Origin of the sequence: Leptotrichia hongkongensis (assembly GCF_041538065.1) — a bacterium.
In the GTDB taxonomy this organism is placed as follows: Bacteria; Fusobacteriota; Fusobacteriia; order Fusobacteriales; family Leptotrichiaceae; genus Leptotrichia; species Leptotrichia hongkongensis.
Genome location: NZ_JBGORW010000005.1, coordinates 127,500 through 149,458, shown reverse-complemented (window position 1 = coordinate 149,458; position 21,959 = coordinate 127,500). Strand labels below are relative to the sequence as shown.

Here is a 21,959-nt window from a genome sequence, read left to right as displayed (position 1 = left end):
TCCTTTTTTATATTTCATCATATCCCATGTTCACACGTTTAATTGATACTGCCCTACCGGTCTTTTCATTCACTTCCAGCTCAATTCCATTGATTCTCAAGTTTTCCTCACATACAGAATATCTTGTTGGCATTCCGTCCTTAAATCTTTGTATACTTTCTTTTCTATTCATTCCTAGAATACCGTCATGTCCTCCAGTCATACCTATATCTGAAATATAGGCAGTTCCTCCAGGTAAAATTCTTTCATCTGCCGTTTGTGTATGTGTATGAGTTCCATAAACTGCTGATACTTTTCCAGATAAGTTCCATCCCATTGCCTGCTTTTCTGAAGTAGCTTCGCCATGAAAATCAAGAATAATGATATCCGTTTCTTCCTTAATCTTTGGTAAAACTTCCTCTACTGCCAAAAATGGACAAGCAATTGGAGGCATGAACACTTTGCATTGTGCATTTATAACCGCTACTTTCACTCCATTTTTTTCAACAATTGTATAACCGTTTCCTGGTGCTTCCTTCGTATAATTTATTGGCCTAATCAAATTTTTTTGCTCATTGATATAAGCGTAAATTTCTCTTTTATCCCAGCTATGATTTCCAAGAGTGATAACATCTGCTCCTCGCTCAAACATTTCCTTTGCAATCTTTACATTTATCCCAAAACCACCAGCTGAATTCTCTCCATTTACAATAATAAAGTCATAATTCTGTTTTCTTTTTTCCAAATATTTAAACAATGTGGTTCTACCTGGTCTACCGACAATATCACCAATTATTAAAAATTTCATGTAAAATCATCCCTTTGCATCTCAAATTTATCTAATATTTATTATACTACATATTATAATTTTTTTATAGTTTTTCTTAATTTATTTTTTTGATATTTTAATCTTTTTAGGTTTACTTTACTATAAAAAAGAGCCTCCTGAATAAAAATTATCTTAAAAAAGATATTTTTAATGGATAAGCTCTCTTTTAGTTCATTTTTATTTATTTTGCATATTCCACAGCCCTAGTTTCTCTAATAACAGTAACTTTTATCTGTCCTGGATATTGCATTTTCTCTTCTATTTCTTTTGCTACATCTCTAGCCAGTATTGTAGCTTTATCATCATCAATATTATCAGGATGAACAATTAACCTTAATTCCCTTCCGGCTTGAATTGCATACGAACTTTCAATTCCTTCATGACTATTAGCAATTTCTTCTAATTGCTCAAGGCGTTTCAAGTAATTTGATAATGTCTCACGTCTTGCTCCTGGTCTTGAGGCTGAAATTGAATCTGCTGCTTGTACTAATACAGCTTCTATGCTTAATTGCTCTACTTCATTATGATGTGATTCTACAGCATTTATTACAATTTCACTTTCTTTTGAGAATTTTCTTAAAAATTCTCCACCATTTATAGCATGTGATCCTTCTTGCTCATGTGAAAATGCTTTTCCTATATCATGCAATAATGCCGCTCTTTTAGCAATGTCAACATTTGCACCAATTTCTGCTGCCAAAGCTGAAGCTATATGTGCAACTTCTATTGAGTGCTGTAAAATATTTTGCCCAAAAGATGTTCTGAATTTCAAACGTCCAAACACTTTTAATACTTCACGTGGCAATGTTGGAATTCCCACTTCTAAAATAGCCTGTTCTGCAGCATCTAATATGCTTTCATCTACTTCATGCTGTGCTTTTGCTACAACTTCCTCTATTTTTGTTGGATGAATACGTCCATCTGAAATCAATTTTTCAAGTGCAATTTTGGCAACTTCTCTTCTTACTCCATCAAAAGAAGACAGTACTACTGCTTCAGGAGTATCATCTATTATTAAATCAACTCCTGTTGCAGCTTCAATGGCTCTTATATTTCTTCCTTCACGTCCAATAATTCTACCTTTCATTTCTTCACTTGGCAACTGAATAACTGAAATTGTAGAATCAACAACATAATCTGAAGCAGCTTTTCCAATTGCTGTTGAAATAATTCTTTTTGAAATTCTATCTTTTTCCCTGTCTAAATTATGTTCATAATCTCTTATTAATACTGCTTTATCGTGATCTAGTTCATTTTCCAGCTTAGTTAAAATAATTTTTTTTGCATCTTCCTGTGTCAGTTCTGAAATTCTTTCCAATTCTTTTTCTTCATTTGCAATCATTTCTTCTAGTTCTTTTTCTCTTCGGAACAATTTTTCACGATATTTCTCATTTTTAGATTCTCTTTCTTCTAAACGTTCCATTTTTGTTTCTAAAGTTTCTTCTTTTTTGGCAATTCTTTCTTCTTTTGTAGCAAGTTCTGATTTCATTTTCTTTATTTCGTCATCTGCTATTTTTTTCTCATTTAACAATTCTTCTTTTACTTTTAGTGTTTCTTCTTTTCTAAACGATTCAATTTCTCTTTCAACTTCTTTTTTTGATGTTTCAAGTCTTCTTTTAGCATCAACGATTTTTAATTCCAGTTCGTTCAAATCTCCGTATTTTTTCTTAAAAATTGAACTCCCAAAAAAATAAGCTATAAAAAAAGTTAAAAAAGAAAAAATAACAATCAACAAAATCGCTATTGATATGCTCATTTTTCTCCCTTCTTATTTTTTTTCAGCTACATTTGAAATCTTCCAAGTATTATCATTTGTTTTTTTCCAAGTTAGTTTATAATAATTGCTTGCTGTGGCAAAATTAACTACCATAACACTATTTGCCTTATTTTTAGATACGACATTAACATCAGAAAAAACAAATGTCAATCCCGAAAGATCGTATTCTTGCATTTTTTTTACAATAATATTATTTTTAAATGTAGGTAAAAAAACTTCTTTTAATTTATTATATTCATTTGAACTGGCAGCATCCTTTAACTCTTCTGTAACTTGCATTATTTGAGAACTAATTGTCTTAGCTTCAATTTGAGTTACTTTTTTTTCAGAGGCAGTAAGGCTGGTACAGCTCATAAGAATCAACAAAATAAATAGACATAAATATTTTTTCATATTTTCCTCCAAACACTTCGTCATTTAATTTTAACATAATTTTTTCACATATTCAAGTTAGAAAAAATAATTTTTTCGTTTTTTTTCCACTATTTTTTCTTATTTCTCCATCTTTTATGCTGCCACATATACTGCTCTGGATATTCTCTGATAATTTCCTCAAATTCGTGATAAATTTTTTGCATATTATATCGCATTGTTTCCTTTAATTTTTCCTGCTTTTCTATTTCAATAATTTTCTTATTTTTAACTCGTATTACATCTCCATCAAACACGGCATACGCAAGGACTATTGGTATTTTATGTTTCATAGAAAGCAAAACAGGTCCTGCAACTCCTGTTGTTTCACGTCCAAAAAATTTTACATCCACATCTTTTCCATAATGATCTGAAGCAAGAGCAATTATTGATTTTTCATTTATTGCTTTTCTCAAATTATCGCTGTCATGTAACGGCAAGGAATTAAGTCCTCCCTCTTCACGCCATTTTGTCATCAAGTCATTAATTTTTTTATTTTTCTGATTTCTAAAAACAGCATAAAACTTTCTTATATCCCTCATTTTACTTCCAGCTTCAAATCCGCCAAGATGAAGCGAAACAATTAAAACAGCCTTTTCATTATTTTCACAAGCCTGTCTCATTAGCTCCTCATTTTCTACAACAGTATTCCCATCTCGTGTAATCTCTTCCAAAAAAATAGAAGTCATAATCATCTTTCCCATTGTCTTATATGATTCTTTTGCAATTCTCTCAATGTCTTTATCATTTTTTTCAGGAAAAGCATTTTTTATATTATCTATCGTAAGTAGACGTCTTTTTTTTATAAGATAATATGCTGCTATTCCGAAACTTTCAAAAATTCTATATCTTGTTTTAAGAGAAAAAATTGACAAAATCTTTTTTATCAAAATAACAAAAAATCCTGTTATTTCTTCACTTATTTTATATTTCATCTTATTCTTAAACTCCTTAAAAATTTATTTTTTAAAAAAAGAGCATACATAAAATACGCTCTTTTATCTTAATTACTATTTTCTGATTCCTAATTTTTCGATTAATGATCTATAATCATCAACGTTTCTATTTTTGATGTAGTTTAATAATCTTCTTCTTTTACCAACCATTTTTAGTAATCCTACTCTTGAATGCACATCTTTAGGATGTGTTTTTAAGTGAGCTGTCAAATGACTGATTCTGTCTGTAAGAAGTGCAACTTGTACTTCAGCAGATCCTGTATCTTGAGCATTTTTTCCATATGCTTCAATAATTTCTTTTTTTGGTTTTAATGCCATTGTTTTCCTCCTAATAATTATTATTTAAACCAAGAATATAGCGGCAAACTTATATTCATAGTATAAATTCAGAAATATTTTATCATATATTCTATTATTTGTAAAGACTTCCGCTTTCAATTTTTCAAAAATTGACTATTTTGCAAACGAAGCTGTTAATGAATCAAAATCAACTGGCAATTCAAGTTTTTCTTCAACTTTACCATTATTTATTTTTAAATTGTATGGAAATCCATCAACTGCAAATCCACGAGTAATTGCACCATTTTCATCAAAGTAAGCAGGGAATGTATATCCATTGTCCTTCACATAAGTCTGTGTTTTTCCAAGATTAGTCTGAGAATTTGTAAATACGACTACTACATTAACTTTATCTTTATTTGCATCATAAAATTTTTGAACTTCAGGCAACTCTTCCTTACAATGTGGACACCATTCAGCAGCAACAATCATTAATGTTTTTTTACCATTGTTCATAATTTTTTCACTATCAACAGTTTTATTGCTATTTAACTCCTTCAATTCAAATTTTGGAACTTTTCCTTTCCCATCTACATCAACACTAAATTCTTTTCCACAAGATGCCACAAATAATAAAAGTAATGACATCATTAAAATTATTTTTTTCATTTTGTACTCTTTCTCCTCTTTCTTAAATTTTTGTTATTTATATAATTTCGTAATTATACACCATAATTATTAGAATTTTCTGTCAAAAAAATTATTTTTATTTATCTAATCCAAGTGTTAAAATAGAAACAAACTCTAAATTTTTTTCTCCATCTAAAACCCAGTTATTTCCTTGTTTTTCCAAAATTATATTTATTGTTTTTTCATTATAAGATAATTTGTTTTCTTTTATTTTCTCATTAAAGAATTTAGTTGCTTCTTGAATAAATATCTTATCACTCTCTGATTTTGAAGCTATATTTGAAGATTTATATTTTTCAGTAATCATACTATGAAATTCATTTTCAAAAGTGCTATAATCAGGGTACTTTATAGTAACATTTACTGTGGCTGTTTTATCTTTTGTCTCAACTTTATTTATTTTGTAGGTAATTTTTTTAAATCCTTCAAGTACAATTCCAATTTCAGGAGCATTCATTGATGAATCCCATTTTTTTATCTTATTCATATCTCCAGATTGAATAATTTTCATATGCTGTTCAAACATTCTTTTAGCGACAGCATCCCTTCCACAGCTTATAGTCATTAGAATAATACTTAACAACAATAAGATATATTTTTTCATAATTCTCTCTTTCTAATATTTCATTTAGTTTCCTAAGTAAGCATCAAAAATTTCTCCAATATCATAACCATTTTCTTTAGCTACTTTAAAATAAAATTTTGATTTTTGTTTATTTTTTTTATTATAGTAATAAACTCCTAAGTTGTAGAAAGCTGTTGTATTAAGTTTTGCGGCAGCCTGTAGATTTAGAGTCCGTACCATTTTATCAGTTTCAGGATAGTAAAGGCTCAAATCAACCATTGAATAATCATCTCCACTACTTGCAAGTCTTTCTAGTATTTTTTTTGCTTCTTTGCTTTGTTTTACTTGATTTTCTTCAGCTTTTGATGGATTTTTCTCTTTTTCCATATCTTCTAGAATATAAGCAAGTTTATATCCAGCCGATATTGATCCTAGCAAATATGCTTTATTATAGATATTTTTTGCTTTTTTTATTTCCTTTTGAGTCTCATATAGACGACCTAGATAATTCATTGCATCAATATCATTTTTATTAGCCGCTTTTTGATAAAATTCTTCAGCTTTTGCAAAATCTTTTAAATTTTCATAGATAAACCCTTTGTATCCTAAAATTAAGACTTCATCTGAGTTTGTATCTTCCAGCATTTTTAATGCAAGATTATAATTTTTTTCTCCTTTTACAAGCCGTGAAGCAAGTTCAAATGCTGCAAGATAATATTTATTTTGTGAAAATATCTGGTTGTAAATTTGTACTGCTTCCTCTTCTTTATCATCATTTTCCAGCAATTTTGCTTTTGCGTAAAGTGCAGGCGAGTAATTTTCAGACAAAAAGTCTTTTAAAATATCGTAAGCTTTTTCAGTATTAGAAACTTTTTCCAAAACTAAAGTTCCGAGTTCCTTTTTTTCTTCTACTGAAATGCTTCCATCATTTAATTTTTTATTTAATTCCTCTATTCTTTTATAAAAATTCATCAAATTTTTGTTGTATTCATAAGAATAAAGTGCATAAATTTCATTAGCATCTCTTCCTTTTTTCAAATATTCCTGTGCTTTTGTAAATTCAAGCTTATTTTCATATATAGTCCCTATTACATAATAAGCTTTTACATTTCCCTGTTTTGCAGAACTTTCCAAAAGATCTATGATTTGGCTTTCGTCTCCGTTTGTCTGCTGCAATAAAAGCGCTTGATAGTATTCAGCAAGCCCTTTACTTTTTTTCATGTATCTGTTAAAGAACATAGTTCCATTTTCAGCAAGATAGGTATAGGCAAGTCCGTAAACATATTCATTTCCAGCTTTTGCTGATTCATTTATATTTTTCATAATATATTCATAATCCTTTTTTTCAAGGATTCCAATAAGTCCTCTTTCAAGTGCATCATAACCATTATCTGTTTTTGAACAAGCTACTAAAAATAATGATGCAATCATTATATATATCCATTTTTTCATATTTTTATCACATTTCCTATTCGTAAAAAAATTTTCCCCCACTTTTACTTAGAACATAACAAACCTAGAATATATTGATTTTTGATACTATTATTTTACAGTAGTTCCAATCTTTATTTCATCGTCAATAATTATAAGTTTCGTTTTTTTCTTTTCAGTTGCTGTCAGTAGCATTCCTTGTGATAATTCTCCTTTTAATTCTACTGGTTTTAAATTCAGTATAGCCTGTACTTTTTTCCCAACTAGTTCTTGTTCATTTGGATACCATTTTGCAATTCCAGAAATTATCTGCCTTTTCTCTTTTCCAGTATTTACAATGAATTTTAACAATTTATCCGCATTTTCAATTTTCTCTACTTTTTCAATTTGAACAACTTTTATTTCAATTTTATTAAAATCATCTATTGTAATTGGATTTTCAATTTTCAAGTCCTCATTGTATTCTTTTTTTGGCTCCTCTTCCAATTCAATTCTTGGGAACAGCGGAACTGCTTCATTTAACCGATTTCCAACAGGATAACTTTTCCATTCTTTTATATCATCTAAATGTAATTTTGTAACATCTTTTTCAAGTCCTAACTGATTTATCATTTTTTGTGCAGTTTCTGGCATAAATGGTGAAATAAGCACTGCAATTTTGTAAAGTGAATCCACTAAATTATACATAACTGTTGACAATCTATCTTTTTGGCTTTCATCCTTTGAAAGTTTCCAAGGCTCACATTCATCAATGTATTTATTCATTCTTGAAATAAATTTCCAAATATCCTTTAATGCCTCAGAAAATTGATAATTATTTATATGCTTATCCAAATCAATCAATGTATTTTTCCATAATTCCTTAATTTCAATATCAAAACTTTCTTCAACTTCATTTAATACAACTTCTGAATTAAAATATTTTTTTTGCATTCCAATCGTTCTATTAAGCAAATTTCCTAAATCGTTTGCCAAGTCAGCATTTATTCTCTGAACCATTGCCTTTTTAGAATAATCAGCATCCTGACCAAAAGTCGCCTCTCTCATCAGATAGTATCTAAAAGCGTCAAGTCCATATTTTTCAACTTCTTCCTCTGGATTAACAACATTTCCAAGTGATTTTGACATTTTTTCACCTTCTACAGTCCACCATCCATGTGCTGCAATCGTATCAGGCAACTTTATCCCAGCCGACATTAGCATCGCAGGCCAGATAATAGCGTGAAATCTCAGAATATCTTTTCCTACTACATGATTTACAGTTCCATTAGTCCAGAATTTATCAAACTGTTCTGTATCAGTCGAAAATCCTGCTCCTGTCAGATAAATATTCAAAGCGTCAAACCACACATAAATTATATGCCCTTCTTCCAGTTCTAATGGTATTCCCCAGTCAAATGTAGTTCTTGAAATTGATAAATCTTGAAGCCCTTGTTTTATAAAGGCAATTACTTCATTTTTCTTACCTTCAGGCTTTATAAAATCAGGTTTTTTTTCAATATGTTCTAACAGTGCATTTTCATACTTAGATAATTTAAAGAAATACGAAGTTTCTTTTACATCAATGACTTCTTTTCCCATATATTTTCCATCAACAAGCTGATTTTCAGGTACAAAAGTTTCCTCTGAAACGCTATATTTACCAACATATTCTCCTCTATAAATATCTCCCTTGTCATGCACCCTCTTTATTATTTCTTTTACAGTTTTCAAATGTTTTTCTTGTGTTGTTCTCATAAAATCTGTATTTGAAATATTTAACTTTTCCCATAAAGTTGTGAAATTAAGAGACATTTTATCTACCCATTGCTGTGGCGTAAATCCATTTTTTTCAGCTGCTTCCTGAATTTTCTGCCCATGCTCATCGACTCCAGTCATAAAGCCAACTTCTTCACCAGTTAATCTTTTGTATCTAGAAACAACATCACAAATTATTGTTGTATATGCTGTTCCCACGTGTGGTGCCGCATTAGGATAGTAAATTGGCGTTGTTATGTAAAATGCTTTTGACATATTTTTCCTCCCTCTAATTTTATAATTTATCAATATCTAAAAATTTATCTTTTTATTTAAAACTTTCTTCATTAAATTCAACATTCTTATTTTTGTTATATTTTTCATTGTAAATTTCGAATGCCTTATTTCCAGCCTGATGTATTTTTTCTTTTACTAATTTTATCGACTCTTCTAAAGTTGTTTCCTTTGTTAAGTAAAATGGCTCTGCAACATAATGAACACATTTAGAAAATGGAACAGGTATTTCAAGTTTGTCCCACATATTTTTAAAAATCCATTTTTTACTGCAGTAAGAACTGACCGGAACAATCGGCATTCCTGTTTTTTGTGCTATAAAAATTGCACCCGCTTTTGGCTCAAAAATAGGACCGCTCGGACCATCAATCGCAATTCCAAGAGTATAATCTTTTTTGGCATATTTCATAGCTTCTTTCAAACTTTTTATATTGTCCCTATTCGACGAACCTCGTATTAATTCATTTCCTTCTCTTCTAAGTAATTCTGCTAAGATTTCTCCATCCTTTGAGGCACTTACGATGGAAGCCTTTTTGTCAATAATTCGTGTAGCATTACATACTGTAAAAATTTTTCTGTGCCAAAAAACAATGATATTAGGTTCGTTTATTTTAACGCCATCTGCATAAAAATATTCTTTTCTAGTCATAAAACTTAATATCCTGTATACAAGATGAAGAATAGAACCTAAAAGTTTATATTTATTCATTTTCTCTCCCACTATTTTTAAATCACACCCAATCTTTATCAAATCAAATTAACCAAAATTGACTAAATCTTAATTTATAATTTCCACATTAAATTAACAGATATTTGAATTTTTGTTATATTTGCATTTTAAAATGTTTTACTATATCGGAAATCTTATTTTCTATAACTTCATTAGTCTCATTTTTTCTATAATTATCATCAAGTCTTGTACAAAGCATAGTTGCATAACCAAATAGAAAATACCATATTTTATTTATGACGTTTTTAGCCTCTTCTTCCTCTAATGCAGGAAAACTTTCCAGCAGATTTTCTTTTGTCAAGAACTCTCGAAGTGTTACTTCATAAAGTTTTTCAAATCTTTCTGTTGTATCAAGAAAAATTGTCCTAAATAATTCCTTTTCTTCTCTAGCGAATATCACAAAACCAATTGCTCCACTCAATATTTTTCTTTCAGCATAATTTCCATATAAGTATTTTTTTAATTTTTCCTTACACTTGTCTATAATTTCTTCCTTTAATTCATCTACTGTATTAAAGTTAAAGTAAATAGGCGCCGTAGAACACTTCAGATAATTTGCTATTTTTCTGACACTTACATTTTGAAAACCTTCTTTTTTCATTAACTCATATCCAGCCTCAACCACCACTTCTTTTGTAAATTTAAGTCTAGGCATTATTTTCTCCTTTTTAAATTTATATTTATTCTATCCATTAAATTTTTCATAAATACAAAATTTCCAGCCATCATGATTTTCTTCTGTCAAAGTTATCCATTTATCCAAATCTATCTTTGGAAAATAAGCATCCGCTTCATTATCAGAAAAATCAACATGACTCATATAAATCCTTTTTATAATTCCCATTTCAAGAGATTTTTTGTAAATCTCACCTCCACCAATAATAAAAATTTCTTCTTTCAAATCTTTATACTTTTCGATAACTTTTTGAAAATCATCATAAAACTCCAGCTTTGTAGTTTCATTTTCATATTTTTTTTTATCTTCTTTAACTTTCTCATCTGTTTCCAAAAAATTCCTAGATAAAACTATATTCGTTCGGTTCGGTAAAGCTCTACCTATACTTTTATAAGTATTTCTTCCCATAATAACCGTCTTTCCTGTCGTTATTTTCTTAAAGTTTTTCAAATCTTCAGGAATATGCCACAAAAGCTGATTATTTTTTCCAATTTCATTATTTTTCCCAACAGCGACTATTAAGCTAAACATCAACATCACCTTTCTGCTGTATCTTATTTTTTATACTAAAACTACTCTAAAATCCAAGTAAAAATTTAATTTGACTTTCACTTAGGTTTTAAAGAAGTTTTAGTATAAATTTTTGATTAAACCGCAACTTCAAATTTAATTACAGGATGGCTTTCATAATCTTCTAACGTAATATCCTCGAATGTCAATTCATTAAATGGCTTGTCTGCTATATTTATTCTAGCAAGTTTTAACGGTTCTCTTGTCAGTTGCTCCTTTAGCCCTTCAATATGATTTTCATAAATGTGAGCATCAATTATTGTGTGAGCAAATTCTCCGACTTCATATCCGCATTCTTTTGCAATCATCATTGTAAGCAATGAATAACAAGCTAGATTAAATGGTATCCCAAGTGCAATATCTCCGCTTCTTTGAGTCAAATGACAGTTAAGTTTATTACCAAGAACATTAAATGCAAAAGTATAATGGCATGGCGGCAATTTACTGATTGTTGCATTTCCTGGATTCCAAGCTAAAACTATCATTCTTCTTCCATTTTTATGATTAGGATTTGTTTTCATTTCCTTTAGAGTGTCAATGATATACTGAATCTGGTCAAATACAAGCTGTCCATTTTCTTCTCTAGTTACCCAAGGATTATTCTCATCAGCAAAAACTTCTCCATCTAATGGAATTTCAGGTACAGGATATCTTCTCCAGAATCTTCCATAAGCCGTTTCCAGCCTTCCTTCCCCATCTGCCCAGGCATCCCATATTTTTGTTTTTTTTCGTAAGTTCTTAATATGCTCTTCTCCTGATAAATACCAGAAAAGTTCATGCAACATCGAGTTAAAATACATTTTTTTTGTTGTCAAAAGTGGATAACCTTTGCTCAAATCTACTTTATATGAATACGCAAAAGTAGAAATTGTATCAACTCCTGTCCTATTTTCTTTTTTTATTCCATTGTCAAGTACATACTTAACCATATCCAGATATTGTTTCATTTTATCTCCTAAATTTATTTAAATTAATATTCAAAATTATTCTGTCTCAAAGCTTCAAACAGCACAATCGCCACAGCATTTGACAAATTCAGCGAACGTCCAAGCGGAAGCATTGGAATCGTGATATTGTTTTCCTTGTATTTATTTAATATTTCTTCAGGTATCCCACGTGATTCAGGCCCAAACATTATATAATCGTTGTCATTAAATTTTACATCTGTGTATCTCTGTTTTGTTTTTGTTGTTGCAAAATAGATTTTTGCATTGCTGTTTTCGATGTTTTCCTGCCAAAAGTGTTCCAAGTTTTCCCATACGAAAAGCTGTACATCTTTCCAGTAGTCTAGTCCTGCACGCTTTATTTTCTTATCATCCAGTTCAAAACCGAGAGGTTTTATTAAATGTAATTTTGTGTTTGTTAAGACACAAGTTCTTCCTATATTTCCTGTATTTACGTGAATTTCTGGATTTAATAGAACTATGTTCATTTCATATACCATTCTTTCTATTTAAGTTTATTTTACCATACAAATCTATTTATTTCATCAATTTTTTGTAATCTTCCAGTTTTATTCGATTAGAAGTAATTTTATTTAATTTTTTGGTAATGTTATCTCCTCTATCAAAACCACCAAATCCTATTTTGGAATTAATGTGAGTAATTGCGATAGCAAGTGCATCTGCAGCATCGTCAGGTTTTGGGATTTTTTCTAATTTTAATATTAATTTTACCATTTCCTGAATTTGCTTTTTTTCAGCTCTACCATAACTTGCAATTCCCATTTTTACTTGAAGCGGAGTGTAACTGTATAAATTTAGATTATTTTTTTGACCAGCTAAAGTAATAACTCCACGAGCCTGTCCAACTTTTATTACTGTCTTCTGATTTTTAAAGAAAAATAAGTCTTCAATTGCCATATCTGTCGGCTTCCAAAGGTTTATAATATTTTCCAGTCCATCATAAATTTTTTCCAGCCTTACTGGCATATCCTCATCTTTATCCGTAAAAATACAGCCATAATCAAGTGGTACATATTTACCATTTTCATAATCTACAACGGCGTATCCCACTATTGCTGTACCAGGATCTATCCCTAAAATCCGCATATTTCTCCTATTTTTCCACTATTATTTTTTTCTATTTTTTATTATATCATACCTCAAGTTTGTATGCAACATTGTTCATACGTTCTATCTAAAAAATTTTTATAAAGGTAAATATCCTTTATAAAGCGGTATTATTAATAAAATTCTTTTGTATATAATTTTGAGCATAATCTATATAGCTATTTAAATCAATATCATCATAATTAGTGAACTCTTTTAAATTTGTTTCAACTTTTCTTATTTTATATAAATTGCTATTTATATCTCCAAAACCATATTTTTCATAGTATTTTTCCTGATTTTGCATGACTGCCTTATGTGATCCTGTCTTTGAAAAATATAATCTATATTTTCTAAATTTATGCAGCACTTCATTACTTTCAAAGTCTATCTTTCCGTTTTCATCACAGGCATAGATATCTTCATAAACAGAAGCATATATGAAAAATATATCTGGATTTTTGGAAAAAACTTCTTCTACTGCCACTGATATTTCTTTTTTTTCCCAAAAATATAGTTTCAAAACTTCTGATATCCAAATATGATTTCTTGGCATAATTAGCTTGCTGTAGTAAAATTCATTGGTTCCTGTAATTTCATTGCCTATTTTATATAAAAGTGAACTTTTATTTTTTAGAAATTTATCAACATCTGTTATATAAAAAATATTTTTATATTGTGTATCTATTTTATTTTTTATTTTATAAAGAATTTTATCATTTATATTTGTTATAAAAATATTATTTTCTAAAACTGCCACCATTTCTATATTTTCTTTTTCAAAATTTTTTTTCATCCGTTTTACAATGCTTGTTCTATATCTATTTAGCACTTCCTTTGCAAACGATGAATTTAACAGCAAATCTCTTGGTATTTTTTTTATTATTTTTTTATCCTTTTCAAGAAGAAGTTTGTTTTCAAGTAGCCATTTATATAGGTAATCTTTTTGAATTGATAATTTGTACACTTTTTTTTGCAGATAATTGTCATAATTATCCATTTTTAATCTTTTTGAATAGTTTATTCCAGGCTGGCTAGAATTAGAAGAGCTATTATCTAAAAGTAAAGTTATTAGCTTGTCATTATTATACTTTAAATATTTTATTTTCTTTTTAAGCTTCATATTATTACTGTAGCTTCCATTTGTAATTATATTTAAAAGATTTTCCTTTTCATCCCAGTTGCTTTTTTCTTTTATTATAAAATTATACATCTTTTCTGTTGCCAGTACATCCTGTAGACAATAGTCAATTACTTTGTCCACAATTTCATCATATATATTTTTTTTAATTACGTAATTAAAATTGGCAAAATCCTGTTCCTCAATACTGTCTCCACAATTAAACTCAAACCCTTTTACTCCAAGATTTAAGTTATATTCATAAGCCAAATCATAAGAGTAAAATTCGTGGTTTTCGTTTTTGTATTCATCTTTTGGCATATTTCTTATTTTTTTTATTTCGCTATTTAATTTATTTCTACTTACATTTGAATTCCTGTATTTCAAAATGTTATTAATCACAATATCATCAAATCCATGTCCTGCATACGAGATTAAAACATTTTTAGAAATTATGTCATACAAAAGTTTTTTCTGACGATTAAAATTATCCGAATCAATAATTAATATTTTGTCATCATTTAACTTTTTTAAGACAATGCAGAAGTAATTTGGAAAAACTTCAATATCAAATACATATTTATTTGATTTTTTCATATATCATTATCACCACTTTTCAGTTCTGAAAGTTACAAAAAGTATTTATCTCTCTTCAAATAGATTTTATCTCCTCTAATATTTACAATTTTCACAATTCCCTTGAACTCTCTTATATTTGTACTCCTATTTCTCACATATACCTTAAATTTCTGATTTTCTCTCACATTTACTTCACTGATTTCTTTATCTATGTTTTCAAATTTTTTAAACGTATCAATAACTGTCATACCATTTTTCAACTTTCCATACTTCTCGTTAGAAACATTTATTCCAAAATAATCCAGCACATCCTCTATTTTTACAAAACTGGCTATTTCACTAATTTTTTCAGCCCATATATCAACATCATCCTTTGTAGCCCAAAAAGACTCAATTTCTTTTTTTCCTCGAACAAGTTCTTTCAATTTTTCAATTTCATCTTCAACTTTTTCTAATGAAATTGCATCTTCGATAACATATTTATCAATTTTAGTTCTCACAAGTCTTGTCATTGTGGCAAAAACTCCTAATTTCTCTCCAATATCATAAACTAATGAACGGATATAAGTCCCGCTGCTAACTTTTGCATAAAATGAAATTTTAATATTTTGAGCATTTTCTGAATTTTTCTCTGGACGCATTACCTTTATTTCTCTAATTTCTGATATTTCTACATCCCTTTCGGCTCTTTCCACTTCAATCCCTTTTCTTGCCAAATCATAAAGTTTCTTACCGTCAATTTTTATTGCGGAATACATTGGAGGAATTTGCTTTATCTTGCCTTTAAAACTGTTTACAGCCTGTATTATTTCAGAATCACTTATATTAATTTCAGAAGTATATTTTTCAACAACTGTCCCTTCTGAATCATAAGTATCTGTCTTATAGCCAAGTTCCATTTCCACATAATATTCCTTATCTTTTTTCATCAAACTGTCAGAAAATTTTGTAGCATCATTAATCATAACAATCATAAGTCCCTCGGCCATTGGGTCAAGGGTTCCAGCATGTCCTACTTTTTTGGCCTTTATCATTCTTTTCAGATGATTTATCGCCCCAAACGAACTTATCCCTTTGCTTTTATTTAAAAGTATCAGTCCATCCTTTGTAAAATCCTTCTCCATTTTACTCCTTCCTATACCCGCCATATTCTTTACATTATCGGTGAAATCAGTTTAAACACAGAGTTTCTTAGTCGTTTCATAAAAGTTACCTTTTTTAATCTTGCCTCATCAAATTTTTCACATACTTCCAAATCCTTTGTAAACTGTGCTTTCAAATCCTTACTAATTTCTTCATTATAAAATACCGAATTTACCTCGTAATTTATTTCAAAGCTCCGCATATCAAAGTTACACGTTCCAAGAGTTGATATTTTTTCATCCACAATAATATTTTTACTGTGTAAAAATCCCGCTGTATAACGGTAAATCTCAATGCCTGCTTCAATTAATTCCGCAAAATAAGTTTCTGCTATCCAGTAAGGCATTTTCTTATCTGGCACTCCTGTAACCATTATCTTTATCTTCACTCCAGAAAGAGCCGCCATTTTCAGTTGTGAAATCAAATCATAATCAGGTACAAAATATGGACTTTGAATCAGCACTTCCTCTTTCGCCGTTGCAATCATTTTAGAATATAGATATTTCAAAGTTGTCCATTCTGTGTCAGGCCCGCTTGAGGAAACCTGCATCAGATATTCCAGTTTTTCTTGCTTATCTATTGGTTTTTGCTCTTCCAGTTCGTGAACTGCCTCTTTTTTTATATCTTCAATAAAATCGTCTTTTCCACCGCTGTTTAGCCAATCTGTAACAAAAATTGCCAGATACTGTCCAATTATTTCTCCTGTAATCCGAATATTTGTATCCCTCCAGCTATCAAATCTCTTTCCACCGTCTATATATTCCTGCCCTACATTCATGCCGCCAGTATGCACTATATTATTATCGATTAACGCTATTTTTCTATGATTACGATAATTCATCTTGGAAATAAAAAATTTAACATCTAAAAACCATCTTATCTCAATTCCAGCGTTTCTAAGTTCCTTTTTATATTTTCTAGGCAATTTCCAAGTTCCCACTCCGTCAAAAAGCAATTTTATTTTAACTCCTTCCTTAGCCTTTTTCAAAAGTGCATTTTTTATTCTTTCCCCAAGTTCATCAGCCTTCCAAATAAAATATTCCATATAAATCATACTTTTTGCATTTTCTATATCAGAAATAATCGAATCAAATGCCTCTTTCCCATGAAAAAACAATTTATACGAATCATTATTGGTCAAAAAAGTCCCTTCAGCCTCATACAGCATTTTTACAAGTTCACTTTGCTGACTGCCTAAATTAATATTTTTTATCATTGTATCAATCTGATTCCGTATCGTAGCTTTTATTTCTGCTTCAGTCATTTTATCTGTGTTTCCATCTACATTTTCAAGACGATTATAATAAAAAAAGTCCTGTGATCTAAAAATATCCGATACGTCCCGCTGCATAAAATTAAAAATCCTTGAATACAGCTTTTTTTCTTCCCCCTTCATCTTCTTAGAAATTATCTTATTCCTTCTCCAGTTAATCCCAAACAAAAGATACAAAACCGCTCCACCAAGTGGAAATGTAAAAATTGTAAAAATCCAGGCAAGCATCGCATTCGGCGATTTATCCGACAACAGTACCGATACTGTCAAAACAATAATTATCAGATAATGCAGCCTTTCAAACGGAATTATCCAGCTTGAAATAATTATAGCCAGTCCATGCAGCATATTATCTCCCTCATTTTTTATTTGTTAAATTAATCTATCTTTTAGCATTATATCTATAATTTTATCACTTTTAACAAAGATTTTCAATCATTCTTATTGAACAAATTCTAAAAACGTGACATAACGAATTAAAATTAAAAAGTACATACATTATGTAAAAAAAAACAGTTCATAATTTATTTAATTAGTTAATTTCCTTATGTTAAAAATTTAAATTCCAGCTGTTTTTCCATTCTTTCCATTCTTTCGGAGTTACTGTTGCCAAATCAAAATCTTTCATAAAATCATACGGATCTTCATATTTTTCAAGAGGTGTTATATCTATTAATTCTTTTGGTGCTACTTCATTATCAATTTCTAAATCTATTCCATGATATAAGGCTATTTTGGCATATATTATGACATATACATGCAAGTAAAATTCATAATTTGGATTGTTATCATTTGAAAATTTTCTTGCCACCTTCTGTTCCATCATTCCATTTATTGCTTTTTTCATTCCATCAATATCTTTATCTGCCAAAGCACTTAAAAATTCATAATGCAGTTCTCCGTATTTATAATAACTGTCTTTCAATGGTTTTTCCAAATATGCAGCACATCTTTTTTTCACTTCTTCAAAATCTCCTCTTATTGCATGAAGAATTACACGAATTAAGAAAAATAATCCATAATCATTTTTTAAATATCCATATTTATTTTTTTCACTATCATAATCATTAGGCATTATCATCTCTATATTATTTTTGAAAAATGTTATAAAATCCGGATTATTAGACATAAACATTTCAAACATTTGAGTTGGGTGAGTAACAAGCATACTTGATCTACCTGTAGAGAGTATTCTTAGTTTCCCAGCTATATAGCAATTTAATCTATGTTCTTCAATATTTTTTTCTATTAATAAATTTACTGATGACAGTCTAGAATAATCCGAATAAAGAAAATACATACAAGAAAATTGATTTCCTTTTTTATTTTCTATATACTCCAATTCATCTTTATCAAAATTTTCTTCTTTTCCTAAAAAACTTGAAATTAAACTAATTCCTTTTTCGTATTTTTTTTCTCCTACTAATATGTTCTTCATAGTTTTTTCCTTTCTCATTATTATTTATTTTGTATTTCTACAGGTATAATACTATTTATTACCCATTTAAATAGCAAATGTTTAAATTACATACTATACTCTTTTTGTGCTTAGTATAGTTTCTATTTCATAACGGGATTTAGTATTAGATTATTTTATTTAATATTAGTTTTTTTCTTTTTTCTTTTCGTAGGATTGCTCATTGCCGCAAATCCTTATCTTGCAATAAAGATTTATCCTGAGAATCAAAATGTATGGCAAGATTGCTACGCAACACCTATGGCTAGACTACGACTTTTATTTGCCCAACTCCGAAACTCCTCCTTTCAGTCGTCAAACAGTCGTAGTTGAACAAATAAAAGCTCCGTCGGTTTATTAAAACAAAAAAATTATACCTTAATTATCTTAAAATCCTATAAAAAAAGACAACTTCAAGTTTCCCCAAAGTCATCTATTTCATTTAAAAATTATTCTCCAAAATAAGCTATTGCTTCAATTTCCACCAAAACTCCTTTTGGTAATTTATCTACTGCAAAGGCTGATCTTGCTGGATATGGTTCAGTAAAGTATTCTGCATAAATGTTGTTTACTGCTGCGAAGTCATTGATGTTGTCTAATAATACAGTTGTTTTTATAACGTTTTTTGTTGTTAATCCGTTGTTTTCTAAGATTGCTTTCAAGTTTTCAAGAACTTGTCTTGCCTGCTCTTCTACTGTAACAGCTTCAATTTGCTGATTTTCAGGATTTATTGCAATTTGTCCTGAAATATATAAAAAGTCGCCTGCTTTTCTAAAGGCTGAATATGGTCCAACTGCTTCTGGTATTTTTTTCATTTATTCCTCCTAATTTTTCGTATTTTTTAAATTTTACAATTTTATTCTATCATATTTTTTCAATATCAAAAAGATTTTTCTTTCACTTTGCTTACTATTCCCAAAATTATTATTCTGGCGAATATCCAAAGTTTATAATGTATCTCCAGCTTTCTCCCGGAACTTTTGCAAATCCAAAGTAAAGCGGAATTGACAAGGCTTTCACTCCAAGCCCAAATTTATAGCTTTCCTTTTCTTCATTTCCGAAGCTGTAGGCTTTTTGAGAAATGTTTGCCCTTGAATAAGTTGTATCTAAATATACAAGTTTTGACAAATTATATTGAGCTTTCAGGCTTCCAATAAAAATACTGTTTCCACGAATTTTATCTGCTGGCATTCCAGCAAATTCCAATGAATTATCAGCTGTTCGTATTCCTCCCATTTTTGGCCTGTAAGTTTCTGGAATATTGCTTCCATCTGTTGTCAAATAAGATACTCTTGGAGTAATTGTTATTTTTTCTCCAATCGGAATATTAATTTCTCCACCTGCATTTAATGAGTTAAATTTAGCCTCTTTTGAGTTTGCTAAAGTATAATTTGAGAAAAAGTAAATACCTTTTGTTGCAAAATTAAGGCTGTCTCTTGTATCATAATTTAGCTTAGCTTCATAATATGGAAAGGCTTTTCTTACATTTTCAGCATTATTCTGATGTTTTGTCACATCTGAAATTTCATAGCCTCCACCAATTGAGAATAACAGATTTTTATACATTTCAAATCCAATTCCTGCTCCAATTTTGAATTTTCTGTTTTCAAAGCTGAAATATCCGTTATTGTATTTTTGATTTTTTATAATGTCACGTTTGTATTCAAATTCGCTGTAAATCAAGGCCTTCGAATCTTTTCCAAGTTCCATAGTTGCCTTACCTCTTGCCCCGTATTCATTTGCAACCGTTCCAGTTACTGAATATCTTACATTCGTGTTATTTATAATTTTACTTCCCTGAAAACCAACATTTACTGTTGCCAAGTCCTCGTTATTTATATTTCCCGAAAGTGTCAGATAATCGCTTGGTTTTTCTTGAACATTTATTACTAGATCATTATTCTTCACTTCGTAATAAACCGTTGTAAAATCACCATTCTGATAAATATTATTAACAATTTTTTCCATATCCAGCCTGCTTAAAACACCAAGTTTTTTAGGCAAAAATTTATCAAAATATTCTTTTTTATATTTTTTGTTACCTTCTATTACAACTCCAGAAATATTATACTCATCTTTCCAAGTCCGTCTAAACTCTTTCCTTTTTTCTTCCAATTTTTCAAAAAGTTCAGGATTTGATAATTTTCTAATTTCATCTATATTTTCTCTTGCAATTTTCTCTCCAGCCGCAATAAGTTCTTTTACCTTTGAAAAATCATAAGACTCAAATTTTTCCAAATCTGGTTTCATATACAAGTCAAGCATACGAATTTGCCGTTCCACTTCCTGCCTTCCAGCAATTGTTGTCGAATCTGAAATTACATCAACCAAATTCATTTTATTCTCATCTCTTTTTGTAAATCCGTCTCCTACATTCACTCCAATTGTATAATCTGCTCCCAGCACCTTCACATCCTGCACAGGTAAGTTCCGTGTAACTCCTCCGTCAATATAAAGCCTTTTTCCATCCCGAATTGGTGCAAAAATTGATGGCAATGACAAACTTTCTCTAATCGCCGTTGCAATCGAGCCTTTATCAATCATAACACCTTCTCCAGATTCCAAATCAGTAGCAACTGCCGCAAACTTTCTTGGAAACTTCCTAAAATCCTGTATTCCAATTGCTCCATAAAAAATTTCATTCAGCCTTTGACTCGCAGTTTTTCCTCCAACGACTCCACTAGGTAATTTTGGCATAAAATTTTTCATTGGAATTACCGTACTATTTCTATCTTCAATTGAATTTCTTATAGCCCCCTTGTCCTTTCTCTCGATTTTATCGCTAAAAAGCCCCATCCAATCCATACTAATCGCTATTTCTTCTATTTCCTGCGGCGTATATCCTACACTATACATTCCCGCAATAATGCTTCCCATACTCGTTCCAGTTGCATATTCTATAGGCACCTTTTCCTCTTCCAGCACCTTCAATATTCCAATATGAGCAAGCCCTTTCGCTGTTCCCCCGCTAAGTACTAGCCCAATTCTCTTATTCTCCTGAGAAGTTATCTCTTTTTTATTTTCTAATTTTTTTTCTTTATTTAAAATATCCCTGTCCAATTCTATTTTAGGCTCATTTTCCAAAACTTCCTTTTTACTGTCTTTTTTGCTTTCCTGCAAATTTTGTTCATCTTTTTTTAGCACAAAATAATTTTCATCTCTTAAATTTTCAGAAATCCCAAAACTATTTACCAAAAGAAAAATAATTAAAAATAAAAATCTTTTTCTTTTTTCAGTCATCTACATTATCCTCCTTTTTCACTTATTTTTTATTAAACTTAATTTATAAAAATTTATCTATAATTCATTAATACAGCTCACTTTTTAATTAATTTTATATCAGATAATTGACCCTCTAGTCATTTTACTACAAAAAATTTTTATTTTTCTTATAAATTTACTAAATTTTTAAA

General features: G+C 29.6%; 21 protein-coding genes. All 21 read right to left on the bottom strand.

The window, feature by feature from the left end:
• Positions 1-7: 7 nt before the first annotated feature.
• Positions 8-787, bottom strand: a complete 780-nt coding sequence (locus ACEG17_RS05395; protein WP_372582867.1) for a TIGR00282 family metallophosphoesterase — start codon at positions 785-787, stop codon at positions 8-10.
• A 202-nt stretch (positions 788-989) separates the two neighbouring features.
• Complete coding sequence (gene rny, locus ACEG17_RS05390; protein WP_372582866.1) at positions 990-2,564, bottom strand: ribonuclease Y; 1,575 nt, start codon at positions 2,562-2,564, stop codon at positions 990-992.
• Between the two features lie 12 nt (positions 2,565-2,576).
• The gene (locus tag ACEG17_RS05385) at positions 2,577-2,978 is read right to left on the bottom strand and encodes a hypothetical protein (RefSeq protein WP_299573197.1); all 402 of its coding nucleotides are present in this window, start codon (positions 2,976-2,978) and stop codon (positions 2,577-2,579) included.
• Positions 2,979-3,067: 89 nt separating this feature from the next.
• The gene (locus ACEG17_RS05380) at positions 3,068-3,931 is read right to left on the bottom strand and encodes a lysophospholipid acyltransferase family protein (protein ID WP_372582865.1); all 864 of its coding nucleotides are present in this window, start codon (positions 3,929-3,931) and stop codon (positions 3,068-3,070) included.
• Between the two features lie 75 nt (positions 3,932-4,006).
• Entirely contained in the window at positions 4,007-4,270 is a 264-nt protein-coding gene (rpsO, locus tag ACEG17_RS05375) for a 30S ribosomal protein S15 (RefSeq protein WP_021743041.1), read from the bottom strand.
• 135 nt (positions 4,271-4,405) lie between these two features.
• On the bottom strand, positions 4,406-4,900 hold the full coding sequence (locus ACEG17_RS05370) for a TlpA family protein disulfide reductase (protein ID WP_299573195.1): 495 nt from the start codon (positions 4,898-4,900) through the stop codon (positions 4,406-4,408).
• 97 nt (positions 4,901-4,997) lie between these two features.
• Positions 4,998-5,525 (bottom strand): DUF5105 domain-containing protein, encoded by a 528-nt coding sequence (locus ACEG17_RS05365; protein ID WP_372582864.1) that lies wholly within the window; start codon positions 5,523-5,525, stop codon positions 4,998-5,000.
• A 24-nt stretch (positions 5,526-5,549) separates the two neighbouring features.
• Complete coding sequence (locus tag ACEG17_RS05360) at positions 5,550-6,938, bottom strand: SEL1-like repeat protein (protein WP_372582863.1); 1,389 nt, start codon at positions 6,936-6,938, stop codon at positions 5,550-5,552.
• Positions 6,939-7,028: 90 nt separating this feature from the next.
• Complete coding sequence (gene metG, locus ACEG17_RS05355) at positions 7,029-8,930, bottom strand: methionine--tRNA ligase (protein ID WP_372582862.1); 1,902 nt, start codon at positions 8,928-8,930, stop codon at positions 7,029-7,031.
• A gap of 52 nt (positions 8,931-8,982) precedes the next feature.
• Positions 8,983-9,657 carry a lysophospholipid acyltransferase family protein gene (locus ACEG17_RS05350; RefSeq protein WP_147005193.1) on the bottom strand — a complete coding sequence of 225 codons (675 nt, stop codon included), beginning with the start codon at positions 9,655-9,657 and terminating at the stop codon, positions 8,983-8,985.
• A gap of 115 nt (positions 9,658-9,772) precedes the next feature.
• Positions 9,773-10,333, bottom strand: a complete 561-nt coding sequence (locus tag ACEG17_RS05345; RefSeq protein WP_372582861.1) for a TetR/AcrR family transcriptional regulator — start codon at positions 10,331-10,333, stop codon at positions 9,773-9,775.
• Positions 10,334-10,363: 30 nt separating this feature from the next.
• Positions 10,364-10,885, bottom strand: a complete 522-nt coding sequence (locus ACEG17_RS05340) for a dihydrofolate reductase (protein WP_372582860.1) — start codon at positions 10,883-10,885, stop codon at positions 10,364-10,366.
• Positions 10,886-11,001: 116 nt separating this feature from the next.
• Positions 11,002-11,871 carry a thymidylate synthase gene (thyA, locus tag ACEG17_RS05335; RefSeq protein WP_372582859.1) on the bottom strand — a complete coding sequence of 290 codons (870 nt, stop codon included), beginning with the start codon at positions 11,869-11,871 and terminating at the stop codon, positions 11,002-11,004.
• Positions 11,872-11,894: 23 nt separating this feature from the next.
• A complete protein-coding gene (locus tag ACEG17_RS05330) occupies positions 11,895-12,356 on the bottom strand; it encodes a tRNA (cytidine(34)-2'-O)-methyltransferase (RefSeq protein ID WP_372582858.1) in 462 nt (153 codons plus the stop codon).
• 49 nt (positions 12,357-12,405) lie between these two features.
• Positions 12,406-12,975, bottom strand: a complete 570-nt coding sequence (ruvC, locus tag ACEG17_RS05325) for a crossover junction endodeoxyribonuclease RuvC (RefSeq protein ID WP_372582857.1) — start codon at positions 12,973-12,975, stop codon at positions 12,406-12,408.
• 118 nt (positions 12,976-13,093) lie between these two features.
• Positions 13,094-14,692 (bottom strand): hypothetical protein, encoded by a 1,599-nt coding sequence (locus ACEG17_RS05320; protein ID WP_372582856.1) that lies wholly within the window; start codon positions 14,690-14,692, stop codon positions 13,094-13,096.
• Between the two features lie 32 nt (positions 14,693-14,724).
• Positions 14,725-15,798 carry a tRNA pseudouridine(55) synthase TruB gene (truB, locus tag ACEG17_RS05315; protein ID WP_372582855.1) on the bottom strand — a complete coding sequence of 358 codons (1,074 nt, stop codon included), beginning with the start codon at positions 15,796-15,798 and terminating at the stop codon, positions 14,725-14,727.
• A 29-nt stretch (positions 15,799-15,827) separates the two neighbouring features.
• Complete coding sequence (gene cls / locus ACEG17_RS05310) at positions 15,828-17,438, bottom strand: cardiolipin synthase (RefSeq protein ID WP_372582854.1); 1,611 nt, start codon at positions 17,436-17,438, stop codon at positions 15,828-15,830.
• A gap of 202 nt (positions 17,439-17,640) precedes the next feature.
• On the bottom strand, positions 17,641-18,528 hold the full coding sequence (locus ACEG17_RS05305; RefSeq protein ID WP_372582853.1) for an Imm49 family immunity protein: 888 nt from the start codon (positions 18,526-18,528) through the stop codon (positions 17,641-17,643).
• Between the two features lie 467 nt (positions 18,529-18,995).
• On the bottom strand, positions 18,996-19,361 hold the full coding sequence (locus ACEG17_RS05300; RefSeq protein ID WP_372582852.1) for a Rid family detoxifying hydrolase: 366 nt from the start codon (positions 19,359-19,361) through the stop codon (positions 18,996-18,998).
• Between the two features lie 109 nt (positions 19,362-19,470).
• A complete protein-coding gene (locus ACEG17_RS05295) occupies positions 19,471-21,786 on the bottom strand; it encodes a patatin-like phospholipase family protein (RefSeq protein ID WP_372582851.1) in 2,316 nt (771 codons plus the stop codon).
• Positions 21,787-21,959 lie beyond the last annotated feature (173 nt).

Excerpts from the sequence above, each read along its gene's own strand:
- ACEG17_RS05395 (WP_372582867.1), bottom strand. The coding sequence starts at position 787 with ATGAAATTTTTAATAATTGGTGATATTGTCGGTAGACCAGGTAGAACC.
- rny (WP_372582866.1), bottom strand. The coding sequence starts at position 2,564 with ATGAGCATATCAATAGCGATTTTGTTGATTGTTATTTTTTCTTTTTTA.
- ACEG17_RS05385 (WP_299573197.1), bottom strand. The coding sequence starts at position 2,978 with ATGAAAAAATATTTATGTCTATTTATTTTGTTGATTCTTATGAGCTGT.
- ACEG17_RS05380 (WP_372582865.1), bottom strand. The coding sequence starts at position 3,931 with ATGAAATATAAAATAAGTGAAGAAATAACAGGATTTTTTGTTATTTTG.
- rpsO (WP_021743041.1), bottom strand. The coding sequence starts at position 4,270 with ATGGCATTAAAACCAAAAAAAGAAATTATTGAAGCATATGGAAAAAAT.
- ACEG17_RS05370 (WP_299573195.1), bottom strand. The coding sequence starts at position 4,900 with ATGAAAAAAATAATTTTAATGATGTCATTACTTTTATTATTTGTGGCA.
- ACEG17_RS05365 (WP_372582864.1), bottom strand. The coding sequence starts at position 5,525 with ATGAAAAAATATATCTTATTGTTGTTAAGTATTATTCTAATGACTATA.
- ACEG17_RS05360 (WP_372582863.1), bottom strand. The coding sequence starts at position 6,938 with ATGAAAAAATGGATATATATAATGATTGCATCATTATTTTTAGTAGCT.
- metG (WP_372582862.1), bottom strand. The coding sequence starts at position 8,930 with ATGTCAAAAGCATTTTACATAACAACGCCAATTTACTATCCTAATGCG.
- ACEG17_RS05350 (WP_147005193.1), bottom strand. The coding sequence starts at position 9,657 with ATGAATAAATATAAACTTTTAGGTTCTATTCTTCATCTTGTATACAGG.
- ACEG17_RS05345 (WP_372582861.1), bottom strand. The coding sequence starts at position 10,333 with ATGCCTAGACTTAAATTTACAAAAGAAGTGGTGGTTGAGGCTGGATAT.
- ACEG17_RS05340 (WP_372582860.1), bottom strand. The coding sequence starts at position 10,885 with ATGTTTAGCTTAATAGTCGCTGTTGGGAAAAATAATGAAATTGGAAAA.
- thyA (WP_372582859.1), bottom strand. The coding sequence starts at position 11,871 with ATGAAACAATATCTGGATATGGTTAAGTATGTACTTGACAATGGAATA.
- ACEG17_RS05330 (WP_372582858.1), bottom strand. The coding sequence starts at position 12,356 with ATGAACATAGTTCTATTAAATCCAGAAATTCACGTAAATACAGGAAAT.
- ruvC (WP_372582857.1), bottom strand. The coding sequence starts at position 12,975 with ATGCGGATTTTAGGGATAGATCCTGGTACAGCAATAGTGGGATACGCC.
- ACEG17_RS05320 (WP_372582856.1), bottom strand. The coding sequence starts at position 14,692 with ATGAAAAAATCAAATAAATATGTATTTGATATTGAAGTTTTTCCAAAT.
- truB (WP_372582855.1), bottom strand. The coding sequence starts at position 15,798 with ATGGAGAAGGATTTTACAAAGGATGGACTGATACTTTTAAATAAAAGC.
- cls (WP_372582854.1), bottom strand. The coding sequence starts at position 17,438 with ATGCTGCATGGACTGGCTATAATTATTTCAAGCTGGATAATTCCGTTT.
- ACEG17_RS05305 (WP_372582853.1), bottom strand. The coding sequence starts at position 18,528 with ATGAAGAACATATTAGTAGGAGAAAAAAAATACGAAAAAGGAATTAGT.
- ACEG17_RS05300 (WP_372582852.1), bottom strand. The coding sequence starts at position 19,361 with ATGAAAAAAATACCAGAAGCAGTTGGACCATATTCAGCCTTTAGAAAA.
- ACEG17_RS05295 (WP_372582851.1), bottom strand. The coding sequence starts at position 21,786 with ATGACTGAAAAAAGAAAAAGATTTTTATTTTTAATTATTTTTCTTTTG.